Here is a 14558-nt window from a genome sequence, read left to right as displayed (position 1 = left end):
CGCCCGCCGGCTCTTCCCGATCGCCCGCGATAATTCGCCGCACTGACCGACCGCCGAAGGTACGCACCGCCGGAGCGCCCCTTCGGGCCGGCGGCGGTACTTCGCCCCATTCACATTTTTGCCTTCCGCTTTCCGATCCGGCCGGCAAAACTGTTCGTTCGTCCAACAAAAACTGGTGACCGCCCCTTTACGTAAGCGTCAGTTCGTGTATCATTGCGTCAACAACACAATTGGGGGAAGGAACCATGTCTCCGACGACGCTCAAGACACGCCTGACGACCGCCGCCGCCATCGCCATGACCGTGCCGCTGGCGACCGCCTCGACGGCCTTCGCCGCCGGCTTTGCGTTGAAGGAGCAGAGCGTATCCGGCCAGGGCACCGCTTATGCCGGCGTCACCGCCGGCGGCAACGGCGATGCCAGCGCCATGTTCTACAATCCGGCGACCATGGGGCTGGTCACCGGGACCGAGTTGGTCCAGACCGCCACCGGCGTCATCGTCAAGTCGAAGGTCGAGAACGCCCGCGCCTCCCGCGCCGCGAGGCTGGGCGGCACCTCGATCGCCGGCAACGCCTCGCCCGGCGACATCGCCCAGGACGCCATCGTCCCGGCCGGCTATTTCGTCTATTCGATCGACGACGACCTGAAGGTCGGCCTGTCGGCCAATGGCCCCTGGGGCCTCGTCACCGACTACGGCGACAACTGGATCGGCCGCTATCACGGCATCCGTTCCGACCTGCGCACTTACAATTTCGTACCGTCGGTGTCCTACCGCATCAACCCGATGATCATCATCGGCGGCGGCGTGCAGATCCAGTACGCCAAGGCGAAGCTGTCGCAGTCGTCGGACTTCGGCGCCAGCCGGCTCGGCCGCCCGGGGTCGCTCGACGTCAAGAGCGACGTCACCGGCGACGATTGGGGCTGGGGTTTCACGCTCGGCGCCCTGGTCGAGCCGGTCAAGGGCACCCGCGTCGGCCTCGCCTACCGCTCGGCGGTGAAACACACGCTGACCGGAAACATCTCCTTCACCGGCCTACCGTCCGCACTCGCCGGAGCCCTGCCGGCCCAGGGCGCCAACGCGGATCTGACCACCCCGGACATCGCCTCCATCGGCCTGTACCACGAAGTCGACGACCGCTGGGCGGTGATGGCCGACGTGCAGTGGACCAACTGGTCGCGCTTCCGGGAACTGCGGGTCAACATCGCCAATCCGGCGCTCAACTCGGTGACCGAGGAGCATTGGAAGGACACCTGGTATTACGCGCTGGGCACCTCCTACAAGGTGACCGACAAGCTGACGCTGCGCGGCGGCATCGCCTTCGACAAGGGGTCGGTCGATGTCGATTACCGCACGCCACGCATTCCGGAGCAGAACCGCTATTGGCTGTCGGTCGGCGCCGGCTATCAGGTCACCGACAGCATCCGGGTCGACGCCGCTTATTCGCATGTCTTCATCCCGAAGACCTCGGTCGCGCTGAGCGACGACCTGACCGGCCCCGAAGCCGGCCGCGGCAACCTGACGGCCGACTACAAGAGCAGCATCGACCTGATCGGCCTGCAGGCGAAGTTCACCTTCTGACCGGGCTTCCGGGGGCTTTATTGGGGGGCCGCCTGCGGGCGGCCCCTACCACCATCTCAGAACCCTGCAACCGGCAGCCACAGCACCTGATCGATGCTCTCCGCACCGCTGCACAGCATCGCCAGCCGGTCGAACCCCATGGCGATGCCGCTGCTCTGCGGCATGCCGAACTCCAGCGCGGCGAGGAAATCCTCGTCGACCGGGAAGCGTTCGCCGTAGATCCGCTCCTTCAGGTCCATGTCGGCCTCGAAGCGGGCGCGCTGCACCGCCGGGTCGGTCAGTTCACCGAAGGCGTTCGCCAGTTCCAAGCCGCAGGCATACAGCTCGAACCGCTCGGCCAGCCGCGGATCCTCTGGCTTCGGCCGCGACAGCGCCGCCATGCACAGCGGATAGTCGGTCAGCACGCAGGGCACTCCGGCGCCGAGATGCGGCTCGATCCGCTCGAACATGATGCGGAAGACGATGTCCTCCCAGCGGTCGCCCGCATGGGGCGCGATGCCGATGCGCGCGGCCTCCGCCGCCAGCGCCGCCGGATCGGGGTCATGGCTGCCGTCATAGGTCGCCATCAGGTCGATGCCGGCATAGTCGGTGAAGGCGTCCGGCACCGTCAGCACCTGCCAGGGAGCGAAGGGATCGCAGGTCATGCCGCGGAACTCGAAGCTCCGCCGCCCGCCCGCCTCGGCCCCGGCGCGCAACAGATCCTGACAGTCGCCGATCAGGGTGCGGTAGCCGTCGCCCGCCCGATACCATTCCAGCATCGAGAATTCCGGGGCGTGGGTGCCCGACCGCTCGCCGTTGCGGTAGACATGGGCCAGTTGCCACAGCCGCGGCACGCCCGCGACCAGCAGCTTCTTCATGGCGAATTCCGGGCTGGTGTGCAGGTACAGCCGCCGGCGGTCGTCCGGATGGGTTCCCTGCAGGTCGGTGGCGAAGGCCTGGAGATGCGGCTCCATCCCCGGCGAGACCTGGAGGGCCGGCGTGTCGACCTCGATGAAGCCCTGGTCCTCGAACACGCGACGGACGGCGCCCAGCACCCGGCCGCGCGCGGCCAGATAAGGCCGGCGCTCGCTCAATACCTCGGGATGCCAGGGGGGAAGACCGGGGGGGAGATCGGTGGATCGGGGACGAATGGACATGCTGAGTGCTCTTGAGGAAGGCTGGGGCCGGAAATTGGGCCGGAAAATTGGGCGATGTTGCGGGCCGGCAGGGCGGTTTCCACCCTGACCTTATCGCTGCCGGAGCGGCGTGATAGAATGGAACGGCCCGCATCCGATCCCGGAGCCTCCCGCATGTCCAGCCGCCGGCCGCCGATGCGATATACCCGTTTACGGGTTCGGACCGTCCCGGCCCGCGGCACAATGGAACATGGAACAGGGCCGGTCCACTGTTTCACCCGGTTTCAAATGTTCCATTCCGGCCTTCCGGCCGGCAGCTTGGCCCGATCCGGGGCACAATCGCCCGGCGCGCCGGCCTTTACCGTTCCGCGCCGTTGCCTATGCGCGGTCAAGCTGGTAGGGTCCGCGCCGCCCGCATCTTGGAATTCACGAGTACGCCATGAAGGTCAATGCCAATACGATGCGCCCCGGCCATGTGCTGGAGCACAACGGAAAGCTCTGGGTCATCACCAAAACCGCCATCGTGCAGCCTGGCAAGGGCGGCGCCTTCATCCAGCTGGAAATGAAGGACGTTCGCACCGGCAACAAGTCGATCGAGCGGTTCCGCACCCAGGAGACCGTCGAGCGCGCTCGCCTGGACGAGCATGAGATGACCTTCCTCTTCGTCGAAGGTGACAGCTTCACCTTCATGGACAAGGAATCCTTCGAACAGGTCAGCATCCCGCGCGACATCATCGGCGAGCCGGCGGTGTTCCTGCAGGACGGCATGGAAGTCACCGTGCAGAGCCACGAGGGCAGCCCGCTGGGCGTCGAGATCCCCGGCAAGGTCACGCTGCTGATCACCGAATCCGACCCGGTGGTGAAGGGCCAGACCGCGTCGTCCTCCTACAAGCCGGCCAAGCTGGAGAACGGCGTGTCGATCCTGGTTCCGCCGCACATCGAGGCCGGGACCCGGGTCGTCGTCGACACCGCGTCGGGCGAGTATGTCGAGCGCGCCAAGGACTGATCCTTCTCCGGTCCGTCCTGCTGTCACCGGTCTTCGCCAAGCGCGGAGGCCGGTGTATTGTTTTCTGGTTCCTGCATCAAACGGTACACCCACACCCATGGCCACCCGCTCCGCTCTCATCAACGTCATGGTCCGCGCCGCCGAGAAGGCCGCCCGGGGTCTCGTCCGCGACTTCGGCGAGGTCGAACATCTCCAGGTGTCGCGCAAGGGGCCGGCCGACTTCGTGTCCGCTGCCGACCTGAAGGCCGAACGCACCCTGCGCGAGGAACTGCAGAAGGCGCGGCCCGAATTCGGCTTCCTGATGGAGGAGAGCGGTGCGTCCAAGGGCAGCGATGCCGATGCGCGCTGGATCGTCGACCCGCTCGACGGCACCACCAACTTCCTGCACGGCATTCCGCACTGGGCGATCTCCATCGCCGCCGAGCGGGGCGGCGAGATCGTCGCCGGCGTCATCTACGCGCCGATCGGCGACCAGCTGTTCTGGGCCGAGAAGGGCGCAGGCGCCTTCGTCAACCACTCCCGCCTGCGCGTGTCCGAACGCCGCCGGCTGGAGGATTGCGTGATCGCCACCGGGATCCCCTTCAAGGGCCGCGGCGACCATGCCGGTTTCCTGAAGGAGCAGGAGGCGGTGATGAAGGAGGTCGCCGGCATCCGCCGCTTCGGCGCCGCTTCGCTCGACCTCGCCTATACCGCCGCCGGCCGATTCGACGCCTATTGGGAACGCGGCCTCGCGCCGTGGGATTGCGCCGCGGGCGTGCTGATGGTCACCGAGGCCGGCGGTTTCGTCGGCGAGATCGATGGCGGACGCAACCCGGTCTTCACCGGCAACGTGCTCGCCGCCAACAGCCATCTCCAGGTGCCGGTCGCCCGCCTGCTGAAGAGCGCCAAGGGCTGAGGCGTTGCGGCTGGAGCGATCGATAGGCTATGGTTCGCAGATCAAGGGTTTGAGTGGACACATCGCTTTGGGCCGCTGGGAACACGCCGACCGCAAGCTCCGTGCCGTCGCCGCCACGCTGTGCGCGGTCTGGGCGCTCTGTCCGCCTGCGCCCTCGCAGGCGGCAGCCCCGCCTGCGCTGTCTCTGGAAAACGCGGTTCCGCTGCCTGTCCCGCCGCGCCCGAGCCTGCGCACCCCTCCGGCCGTGAAGGCGCCGCCGCGGCTCATCCTGCCGCAGCCGCTGGAAGCGCCGCCGCTGCCCGACCTGACCGAAGGCCCCGCCCAACCGGCGCCGCGTACCGCCGCCCGCGATCAGGGGACGCAACCGTCCGCCCCGGCCTCTCAGGCGCCCCCGCCGGTCGTCGGCACCGCACCGGTGGAGCCGCCGCAGACGCCGCCAGCCCCGCGAACCGATACCGCGGCGCTGCCGCCCGCCCCGGAAGCGGCACCCCCTGCGGCTAGCCTGCCACCTTCGAGTGTTTTGAGCCTTGTGTTCCAGGGCGACGCCACCAATCTGCCCGATACGGCCGATGCCCTGGTCGACCGGATCGTCGAGCGGCTGCGCGCCAGCGACACCGCAAGGCTCCAACTGCGGTCCTACGCCAGCGGCACCGCGGACACGGCGCGCGAGGCACGGCAACGCTCGCTCGCCCGGGCGCTGGCTCTGCGCGAGCGGCTGACCGCCTTCGGGATCCGGAGCGCCCGCGTCGATGTCCGCGCGCTGGGCGTCGAAGAAGGAAGCGGGGCGGCCGACCGTATCGACATCGTCTTTCTGAACGAGTAGCGCCAACCACCAGAGCCCAACCAGTAGAGCCCACAGTGCGCGGGGTCTGATCGGAACATCCCCTTCGGAGCATCATGACCGCCACCATCCCGACGTCCCGACCGCAGGAGATATCCGCCCTCATGACACGCCCCGCGCGGTTCCTGACCCGGATGATCCTGTTCCTGGTGGTTGTCGGCATTGTATGCGGGCTGCTGTTCCCCGCCCTGCGCTCCGCCTTCCTGAACAACGCGCCGCTGAACGGCGTCATCCTCGCCACGCTGCTGGCCGGCATCGCCTTCATCTTCCGCCAGGTGCTGATGCTGCGCCCGGAGGTGGACTGGCTGGAGCAGTATCAGAGCGGGATCTCCCCCGCCAGCCTGCAGGAACCCGTCCTGCTGGCGCCGATGGCCCGGATGCTGGGCGAGCGGCGCGGCCGGCTGACCCTGTCGGCCCTGTCGATGCGCTCGCTGCTGGACGGCATCGCCTCGCGACTCGACGAATCGCGTGAGCTGTCGCGCTATCTGATCGGGCTGCTGATCTTCCTCGGCCTGCTCGGCACCTTCTGGGGACTGCTGCACACCGTGCAGTCGGTCGGCACCGTCATCGGCAGCCTATCTGTGCAGGGCGGCGATGTCGGCACCATGTTCTCCCACCTGCAGCAGGGGCTGGAAGCGCCGCTGGTCGGCATGGGCACCGCCTTCTCCTCCTCGCTGTTCGGTCTGGCCGGATCGCTGGTGCTGGGCTTCCTGGAGCTCCAGGCGAGCCAGGCCCACAACCGCTTCTTCCAGGATCTGGAGGATTGGCTGTCGAGCGCCACCCGGCTGTCGAGCGGCGCCGCCGGCGGGCTCGAATCGGGCGACCATTCGGCGTCGGCCTACCTCACCGCCCTGCTGGAGCAGACTGCCGAGAATCTCGACTCGCTGCAACGCACCGTCGCGACGGCGGAGGAAGGCCGCCGTGCCGCCAACGCCAACCTGATGGCGTTGACCGAACGGCTGTCGAGCCTGACCGACCATATGCGGGCCGAACAGCAGCTCCTGCTGCGGCTGGGCGAGAACCAGCTCGAGGTGAAGGGATTGCTCGACCGGCTGGCAGATAATGCAACCGCCGGCTTCGACGACGCCTCGCGCCAGCATCTGCGCAACATGGACATCTACCTCGCCCGCATCGTCGAGGAGTCCTCCAACGGCCGCGTCCAGGCGGTGCAGGAAATCCGCAGCGAGATCAAGCTGCTGGCCCGCACCATCGCCGCGCTGGCCGAAGAAGCCGACCAGCAGCAGCGCTGATCTTATCAGGGCATCATCGCGCCCGAACGGAGAGACCATGGCCAGCCTCAGCCGCCGCAACGGCCATCGCGACGCCAGCGCCTGGCCCGGCTGGGTCGACGCCCTGTCGTCGCTGGTGATGGTCGTCATCTTCCTGCTGATGGTCTTCGTGGTGGCTCAGTTCTATCTCGCCTCCGCCCTGACCGGCCGCGACGAACAGCTGACGGTGCTGAACCGCAAGATCGCGGAGATGAACGACCTGCTGGCGATGGAGCGCGACGCCAACGCCGACCTGCGGGTCAACATCACCCAGCTGTCGACCGAGTTGCAGACCTCCGTCGCCTCGCGCGACGACATGACGCTGACGCTGAGCCAACTCCAGGAAGACCGCGACCGCACCGCCCGCACCCTGGAGGAGCTGCAACGCAACGTCCGCGTCGACCGCGAGAGCCTGGACCTGAAGCTGAAGGAGGTCCTCAGCCTCCAGGCCGACATCAAGGCGCTGCGCGACGCCCGCCAGAAACTCGAAGGCGAACTGGCAGCCGCCGTCGCCGCGACCAAGCTGACCGAGCAGCAGCGCCAGGCATTGCTTGCGGAGCTCGGCACCACCCGCGACCGCGCCAAGGCGCTGGAAACGGAGCTGGCCACCGCTGCCGAAAAGACGATGCTGGCCCAGAAGGACATCGACCAGCGCGACATCCGGCTCAAAGCCCTCGAATCGCAGCTGACCGACAGCCGCACCCAGGCACAGAAGGAATTGGAGCAGCGCGACCTGCGCATCCGCGACCTGATGGCCTCCCTGACCGGCGAGCAGGCGGAGGGGGCGAAGAGCAAGCAGCAGGTCGATCTGCTGAACCAGCAGCTCCTTGCCCTGCGCGAGCAGCTGGCCCGCATCGCCGCGGCGCTCGAGGCGTCGGAGAAGGCGTCGTCCGAGCAGAAGGTCCAGATCGCCGAGCTGGGGGCGCGACTGAATCAGGCGTTGGCCGCCAAGGTGCAGGATCTCGCCCGCTACAAGTCGGAATTCTTCGGCCGCGTGCGCGAGGCGCTGGGCAGCCGGCCCGACGTCCGCATCGTCGGCGACCGCTTCGTCTTCCAATCGGAACTGCTGTTCCCCTCAGGCTCGGCAACATTGGAAGAGGCCGGCAAGCAGCGGCTGGCCGACCTCGCCCGCACCCTGCTCGAAATCGGCAAGGCCATCCCGTCGGACATCGCCTGGGTTCTGCGGGTGGACGGCCACACCGACGTCAAGCCGGTGCGCTTCCAGTTCGCATCCAACTGGGAGCTGTCCTCGGCCCGCGCCATCTCGGTGGTCAAGTATCTGATCGACCAGGGCATCCCGCCGGAACGGCTGGCCGCGGCCGGCTTCGGCGAGTTCCAGCCCCTCGATCCCGGCAATTCGGACGAAGCACTGGCGAAGAACCGCCGGATCGAGATCAAGCTGGACCAGCGATAGGAACCGGCGGCCTCAGCCCTTCCACTCCTCGCGCAGGATGGCGTAGAGGACATGGTCGCGCCATGCGCCGTCGATCCGCAGATAGCCGCGGGCATAGCCCTCGTGGGTGAAGCCGACCTTTTCCAGCAGGCCGCGGCTTGGCAGGTTGGTCGGCAGGCAGGCGGCCTCGACCCGGTGCAGGCCAAGCTGGCCGAAGGCGAAGTCGAGCACCAGCCGGGTGCCGCCGGACACATAGCCGCGCCGGGCATGGGGCTGGCCTGCCCAATAGCCGAGCGTGCCCATCTGCGCCACGCCGCGGCGGATGTTGGTCAGGCCGAGCCCCCCGACCAGGGCGTCGGTGGCACGGTCGAAGATCAGGAAGCTGTAGCCGAGATCGTCGCGCCATTCCTGCGCCTGCCGCCGCAGCCGGCGGGCGAAGGCGGTGCGGGTCAGCGCATCGGCCGGCCAAGTCGGCTCCCACGGGGTGAGAAACCCGCGCGAGGCGTCGCGCAGGTCGGCCCACTCCCGCCAGTCCCGCGGCAGGGGCGGCCGGATGTAGCAATGCGGCCCGTCGAGCCGCATCGCCGGCGGACTGATCAGGCCGCTGCCGAGAAGACGGATCATCGGATGACCGTATCCCCTTTCTCCCCCGGAAAGGGGGAGAAAGGCTCGGAAGGAGGGGCAGCGACCGCAGTCGTCATCGTCAGGCGAGGCGCTCCGCGATGCGGTCGTAGCTTTCCAGCTTGTCGATGGGGCCGAGGGCCGCCACGGTCGGGCGGCTGGCACGCAGGCGGGCGGCAGTCTTGATCACCGACTCGCGATCGACGCCGTCGATCTTGGCGACGATCTCCTCCACCGGGATCGGGCGGTCGTAGATCAGCACCTGCTGCCCCAACTGCTCGCAGCGCGACATGGTGCTTTCCAGCGCCATCAGCGTCCCGGCCTTCAGCTGTGCACGGGCGCGGGCGACCTCGTCCTCGGTGACGTCGGCGCCGACCTTGGCGATCTCGTCGCAGACGACCGGGATCAGTTCGGCCACCTCGTCCTCGCCGGTGCCGGCATAGACGCCGAACAGGCCGCCGTCATGGTAGCCGCCGGTGAAGGTGTAGATCGAATAGACCAGCCCGCGCTTCTCCCGCACCTCCTGGAACAGGCGCGACGACATGCCGCCGCCCAGCAGGGTGGAGAGCACCGAATGGGCATAGAAGTCCGGATCATGGACCCCCACCCCGTCGAAGCCCAGCACCAGATGCATCTGCTCCAGGTCACGGTCCTCGCGGAAGTCGCCACCGGTGTAGCTGGCCGGCTCCGGCTTGGGCGGCGCCCCGCTCGGCAGGTCGCCGAAGGCCTTCAGCGCCAGATCGACCAGCCGGTCATGCTCGATCCGGCCGGCGGCGGACAGCACCATGCCGGGCGCGCCGTAATGGCCGGCGATGTAGTCGACCAGCGCATCGCGCGGCAGCGCCCCGACGATCTCGGCCGAGCCCAGCACCGGGCGGCCGATGGCCTGCCCCGGATAGGCGGTAGACTGGAAATGGTCGAAGATGATGTCGTCAGGCGTGTCGGCGCTCTGCCCGATCTCCTGGAGCACCACGGTCCGCTCGCGCACCAGTTCCTCGGCGTCGAGCATGGAGTGCTGGAGCATGTCGGCGATGAGGTCGAGCGCCAGCGGCGCATCCTCGTGCAGGACCTTGGCGTAATAGGCGGTCTGCTCGCGGGTGGTGTAAGCGTTCAGTTGCCCGCCGACATTCTCGATCTCTTCGGAGATGCGGAAGGCGGAGCGGCGGCGGGTGCCCTTGAACAGCATATGCTCGACGAGATGGGCAACGCCGTTGACGCTCGCCGCCTCGTTGCGGGTTCCCACCCCGACCCAGCAGCCGAGGGATACGGACTGCACGTCGGGCATGGTGTCGGTCGCGACGCGAAGCCCGTTGGGCAACGTCGTCACACGAATGGAACTCATGCGGCCTCCTGGGCGGCGCGGGCGCGCGCGGTTACGAAGTCCTGCACTGCCTTCAAATCGTTCGGCAGCTCGGACAGGCGCTCCTCGCGCACATAAAGATCGGACAGGCGCGGCGGCAGGTCCGGCCGGCGGCCGGTCGCCTTTTCCACCGCGTCGGGGAACTTGGCGGGATGGGCGGTGGCGAGCACCACCATGGGGACGGACGGATCGACCCGGCCGGCGGCGACCGCGGCGCGGGCGGCGCCGATGCCGACCGCCGTGTGCGGGTCGAGCAGATAGAGGCTGCCCTTCCAGACGTCGGCGACGGTCGCCATGGTGGCGGCCTCGTCCACCCGGTGGCCGGAGAAGATCGCCAGCGCACGGGCGAGCTGCGCCTCGGTCACCGCGAACTTGCCTTCGGTGCGGAAGCGGTTCAGCGCAGCTGTCACCGCGCTGCCGTCGCGGTCGAGCAGGTCGAACAGCAGCCGTTCGAAGTTGGAGGAGATCTGGATGTCCATGCTGGGAGACAAGGTAGGCACGACGGGCGCCGCGACCATGGCCCCGCTGGCGAAAAAGCGCGCGAGGATGTCATTGCTGTTGGAGCCCACCACCAGCGCCTCCACCGACAGCCCCATGGCGCGGGCGCCGTAGGCGGCATAGACGTTGCCGAAATTGCCGGTCGGCACGGTGAAGGCAACCTTGCGCTCGGGCGCGCCCAGCGCCACCGCGGCGGTGAAGTAATAGACGATCTGGGCCATGATGCGCGCCCAGTTGATCGAGTTCACCGCCGACAGCCCCATCCGGTCGCGGAAGGCGGCGTCGTTGAACATCGCCTTCACCAGATCCTGGCAATCGTCGAAGGTGCCCTCCACCGCGATGTTGTGGACGTTGGACGACAGCACGCTGGTCATCTGCCGGCGCTGCACCTCGGACGTGCGGCCCTTGGGGTGCAGGATGAAGATGTCGACGTTCTGGCGGTCGCGGCAGGCCTCGATGGCGGCCGAGCCGGTGTCGCCGGAGGTGGCGCCGACGATGGTCACCCGCTCGCCCCGCTTGGTCAGCACATGGTCGAACAGGCGGCCGAGCAACTGCAACGCCACGTCCTTGAAGGCTAGCGTCGGCCCGTGGAACAGCTCCAGCACCCAGGTGGTGGGGTCGATCTGCACCAGCGGGGTCACCGCGGCATGGTCGAAGCTGGCATAGGTGTCGCGGGCGATGGCGCGGAACTCATCCTCGGCGATCGCGCCGCCCAGGAAGGGCAGCATGACCCGCACCGCGATCTCGCTGTAGGGCAGGCCACGGAGCGCACGGATGTCGTCGGCCGTGAACTGCGGCCAGCTCTCCGGCACGTAAAGCCCGCCGTCACGGGCCAGCCCGGCCAGGAGAACGTCTTCAAAACCCAGGACCGGGGCCGTGCCCCGCGTGCTGACGTACCGCACCGTTTCCACTCCGTCCGATGAAGTGGGCATAGTTAGCGAGGACCCCGCCCGCACGCAAGCGGTGCGGGACGCGCAACGCATATTCCCCCGGCGTGGGGGTGCCCCGGCGAACGGGGCCCGACGAGCGGGATGGAACGTTTGAAACACCGTGGAACGGTTTTCCGGGCGCTGTTCACCTGTTCCATCGCCGTACGGGGCGGCCCGGTGCCTGTCCGGCAGGCTCCTATCCGAACAGGGCGTCGATGTCGGCCTGGCTGATGTTGCCGCTGTCCGGGGTGGCTTCGGCCGGGCCGTGCAGGTCGAGATCCTCGTCCTTCTTGGTGACCGACGGCGGGAGCGGCATCGCCTCGAACTCGCGCTTGTTCCACAGCCCCATCATCGCGTCGACGCGCTCTTCGATGAAGGACATGGCGCGGACGACCTTGGTGATGCGCTGTCCGGTCAGATCCTGGAAGTTGCAGGCCTCGTAGATGCGGACGATGACGTCGACCATGTCGTTGACGCGGTCGTTGTGATAGCCCTCCGGCAGCGAGGATTTCAGCTCCGACACCACCTCTTCCAGCTCTTCGGCGCAGGCCATGATGGTGTTGGTCGCGGCCTCCGTCGCGGCGACGACGGCGCTCAGCTCCTGGCTGGCCTGCTCGAACTTGTCGTCACCGGCCAGCGGGTGGCGGATGGCGGCCATCTCCACCTTGGTCGCCTTGATGCGGCCGGAGATGTCGGCGATCTCCACCTGGATCTGATCAATCTGCGCCGCATCCATGGCGAGGAAGCGGTCCAGCTTCGCGCCGAGATCGCCGATCGCCCGGATGACCTCGGTGTTGTCGGCCTGGACCACCTGGGTCGGCGCCGGAAGAGCGGCGGCCGCTCCATCCTCGATCAATGCCTGGAACGGGTGCCCGGACTTGCGGGCTTTCTGAAGCTCGGCCATGAAGGGCTTGGTCATCTGCTTCATCCTCGGTCCCGCCTCTCGGAAACGGCCGGCTGTGGCCTTGTGTGGTGGAATATCGGTGGGTGTCTGCTGGCGTGTCTGTTCTGTGTCGTTAGGCTCGTCAGGCCCCCTCCGGCCAATTGGCCGGCCGGTCGGGTGAACCTGTTGGGGGACCATCGGGTGGAAGCAGGCCGGCTGCCGGACTGGCCGGGCCGGCCGGCCTCCTAACCGAAGAGGGCGTCGATGGCCGCCTGGTCGAGCGGGGTCGGAGGCTCCGCTGCGGCAGGCGGCGGGGACGATGCGGCAGGCTTGGGCGAAGCCTTGGCCTTCGGCGCGGCGCCGGGCGGCTTCGGCACCGGCTTCTTCGCCTGCGGGGGGGCGGCAGGCGCCGGAGCGTCGAACATGTTGTCGATGTCGGCCTGACTGGCCTTGGCAGGAGCCGCGGCGGGGGGAGGCGCGTCGAACATGCCGTCGATGTCCGCCTGACTGGCCTTGGCAGGAGCCGCGGCCGGCAGGGGCGCGTCGAACATGCCGTCGATGTCCGCCTGGCTCGCCTTGGCCGGAGCCGCAACCGGCGCAGCCTGGGCGGGAACCGGAGCATCGAACATGCTGTCGATGTCCGCCTGGCTCGCCTTGGCCGGAGCGGCCTGGACGGGCGGCGGTGGCGGTGGCGGCGCGGCCATCGGCGCCGGGCTGTCGAACATGCTGTCGACGTCGGCCTGGCTGACGCCATGGCCGTCCAGCTGCGGACCGTTCAGCAGATGAGCGTCGGGACGGCTGTCAGTCTGCTCCTCCTTCACGACGATGCCGGCGAGGCCGTCCTCGCCCCAGATGCTGATCATGGCCATCACGCGCTGCTCGATGTAGCGGAGCGCGTTCACCACCTTGCTGGTGCGCTGGCCGGTCAGATCCTGGAAGGAACAGGCGGTGAAGATGTCGTTCACCTGCGTGTCGATCTCGTTGCACATCGACGGGTCGGCCCCGCTCGCGCGCAGCTTGCCCGCCAGATCCATCAGCCGTTCGGCAGAGTTCAGGATCTCGAAGGACGCGCGTTCGGTCGATATGACGATGGCGTCCAGTTCGTTGGTGGCGGACAGGATCTTGTCGCCCGACCCGTCCGGGGGGCGCAATGCCGCCACCTCGCGCCGCGCCTGCTCGATCGAGGCGGCCATCTCCATCAGCTCGCGGCGCAGGACGCCGACATGCTTGCCGGCCTCCACCGCCTCGCTCTGCCGGCTCCAGGAGTCGCGGAACTCCTGGAGCATTGCCCGCACCTCCTCCGTCGCGGCCCCGAGGGACCGCCGGTGAAGCCGCCGCAGGAACGCCCTGCCCTTCGCCGACCGGGCGATGGCGTCCTCGATCTGCTCGAACTCTTCATCGGACAGCTGCGGAAGCTGCTCCAAACCGGTCCACTCCCCAAACTGGATGCGTCAGACGTCGCCCCTTGCGGGCGATCCGCCGGACTTGTGCCGCCGTCCGCCCGAACCGGTAGCGTTGACCGGTCGCGCTGGCCGATCGCCGGGATCGGCCGTCCCGATCAGCCGCCGATGACAGCCTGGATCTTCTGCTTCAGCGTGTCGGCGTTGAAGGGCTTGACGATGTAGTTGTTCACGCCGGCCTGCTTGGCGGCGATGACGTTCTCGGTCTTGCTCTCGGCGGTGACCATGATGAAGGGGGTCGCCGCCAGCTTGGCGTCCGCACGGATTTCCTTCAGCAGTTGCAGTCCGGTCATCGGCTCCATGTTCCAGTCGGAGATGATGAGGCCGAACTTGCTCTCGCGCAGCTTCGCCAGCGCCGACACGCCGTCGCCGGCCTCGTCGATGTCGGTGTAGCCGATCTGGGTCAACAGGTTCCGCACGATGCGCCGCATGGTGGCGTAATCATCGACGACGAGGATCTTCATCTAGACGTCTCCGCAATATTCCGTTGCCGGTGTCTCACCGGCCGTTACGCCCACCCGGCGCGGGGGCTGCGCCGTAAACCGGGAAGTGATGCCGACTGTAGTGCCCTAACTGCCGCCAAAAGTCATCCCCTTGGGGTCACACTGAAGCAGCTGGGTAAAGAACGTGTTACCACGGGCACAGGCATCCTAGCGATTCAGCCCCGGCCGGATATCGGGAGCGCCCCCGATGGACAGCGCTCCCACGATGG

At 68.0% G+C, this 14558-nt stretch carries 13 protein-coding genes; 6 read left to right on the top strand and 7 right to left on the bottom strand.

Annotated features, from left to right (window positions below; all coding sequences use genetic code 11):
* Positions 1-245: 245 nt before the first annotated feature.
* Positions 246-1577 (top strand): OmpP1/FadL family transporter, encoded by a 1332-nt coding sequence (locus AL072_RS09080; protein WP_045580605.1) that lies wholly within the window; start codon positions 246-248, stop codon positions 1575-1577.
* Positions 1578-1633: 56 nt separating this feature from the next.
* Here AL072_RS09080 and epmA read toward each other — a convergent pair whose 3' ends face one another.
* Positions 1634-2713 (bottom strand): EF-P lysine aminoacylase EpmA, encoded by a 1080-nt coding sequence (gene epmA, locus AL072_RS09075; RefSeq protein ID WP_045580606.1) that lies wholly within the window; start codon positions 2711-2713, stop codon positions 1634-1636.
* Between the two features lie 418 nt (positions 2714-3131).
* Between epmA and efp the strand changes: the two genes are divergently transcribed.
* The 5 genes from efp (at position 3132) to AL072_RS09050 (ending at position 8116) form a co-directional block, all read left to right on the top strand.
* Positions 3132-3698 (top strand): elongation factor P, encoded by a 567-nt coding sequence (efp, locus tag AL072_RS09070; RefSeq protein WP_045580607.1) that lies wholly within the window; start codon positions 3132-3134, stop codon positions 3696-3698.
* A 97-nt stretch (positions 3699-3795) separates the two neighbouring features.
* Complete coding sequence (locus AL072_RS09065) at positions 3796-4593, top strand: inositol monophosphatase family protein (RefSeq protein ID WP_045580608.1); 798 nt, start codon at positions 3796-3798, stop codon at positions 4591-4593.
* 67 nt (positions 4594-4660) lie between these two features.
* Positions 4661-5416, top strand: a complete 756-nt coding sequence (locus tag AL072_RS09060; RefSeq protein ID WP_045580609.1) for an OmpA family protein — start codon at positions 4661-4663, stop codon at positions 5414-5416.
* Positions 5417-5490: 74 nt separating this feature from the next.
* Positions 5491-6684 (top strand): DNA repair protein RecN, encoded by a 1194-nt coding sequence (locus AL072_RS09055; RefSeq protein ID WP_045580610.1) that lies wholly within the window; start codon positions 5491-5493, stop codon positions 6682-6684.
* Between the two features lie 37 nt (positions 6685-6721).
* Positions 6722-8116: a peptidoglycan -binding protein gene (locus AL072_RS09050; RefSeq protein WP_045580611.1), complete on the top strand. Its 1395-nt coding sequence runs from the start codon at positions 6722-6724 to the stop codon at positions 8114-8116.
* A 12-nt stretch (positions 8117-8128) separates the two neighbouring features.
* Here the strand turns inward: AL072_RS09050 and AL072_RS09045 are convergent, their stop codons facing one another.
* The 6 genes from AL072_RS09045 to AL072_RS09020 all read right to left on the bottom strand — a co-directional run bounded on the left by AL072_RS09045 (position 8129) and on the right by AL072_RS09020 (position 14310).
* Positions 8129-8719: a GNAT family N-acetyltransferase gene (locus AL072_RS09045; protein WP_052709892.1), complete on the bottom strand. Its 591-nt coding sequence runs from the start codon at positions 8717-8719 to the stop codon at positions 8129-8131.
* 79 nt (positions 8720-8798) lie between these two features.
* Positions 8799-10058, bottom strand: a complete 1260-nt coding sequence (locus AL072_RS09040; RefSeq protein WP_045580612.1) for a M16 family metallopeptidase — start codon at positions 10056-10058, stop codon at positions 8799-8801.
* The gene (gene thrC / locus AL072_RS09035) at positions 10055-11476 is read right to left on the bottom strand and encodes a threonine synthase (RefSeq protein WP_045580613.1); all 1422 of its coding nucleotides are present in this window, start codon (positions 11474-11476) and stop codon (positions 10055-10057) included. The genes AL072_RS09040 and thrC overlap by 4 nt, the downstream gene beginning before the upstream one ends.
* Positions 11477-11699: 223 nt before the next feature.
* Complete coding sequence (locus AL072_RS09030) at positions 11700-12422, bottom strand: protein phosphatase CheZ (protein WP_245636631.1); 723 nt, start codon at positions 12420-12422, stop codon at positions 11700-11702.
* A 209-nt stretch (positions 12423-12631) separates the two neighbouring features.
* Complete coding sequence (locus AL072_RS09025) at positions 12632-13810, bottom strand: protein phosphatase CheZ (RefSeq protein WP_045580615.1); 1179 nt, start codon at positions 13808-13810, stop codon at positions 12632-12634.
* A gap of 134 nt (positions 13811-13944) precedes the next feature.
* Positions 13945-14310, bottom strand: a complete 366-nt coding sequence (locus tag AL072_RS09020) for a chemotaxis response regulator CheY (protein ID WP_012974572.1) — start codon at positions 14308-14310, stop codon at positions 13945-13947.
* Positions 14311-14558 lie beyond the last annotated feature (248 nt).

It is taken from the genome of Azospirillum thiophilum (genome assembly GCF_001305595.1).
In the GTDB taxonomy this organism is placed as follows: Bacteria; Pseudomonadota; Alphaproteobacteria; order Azospirillales; family Azospirillaceae; genus Azospirillum; species Azospirillum thiophilum.
Note: the sequence above shows the minus strand (reverse complement) of the source record. Positions and strands in the feature narration are given on the sequence as shown.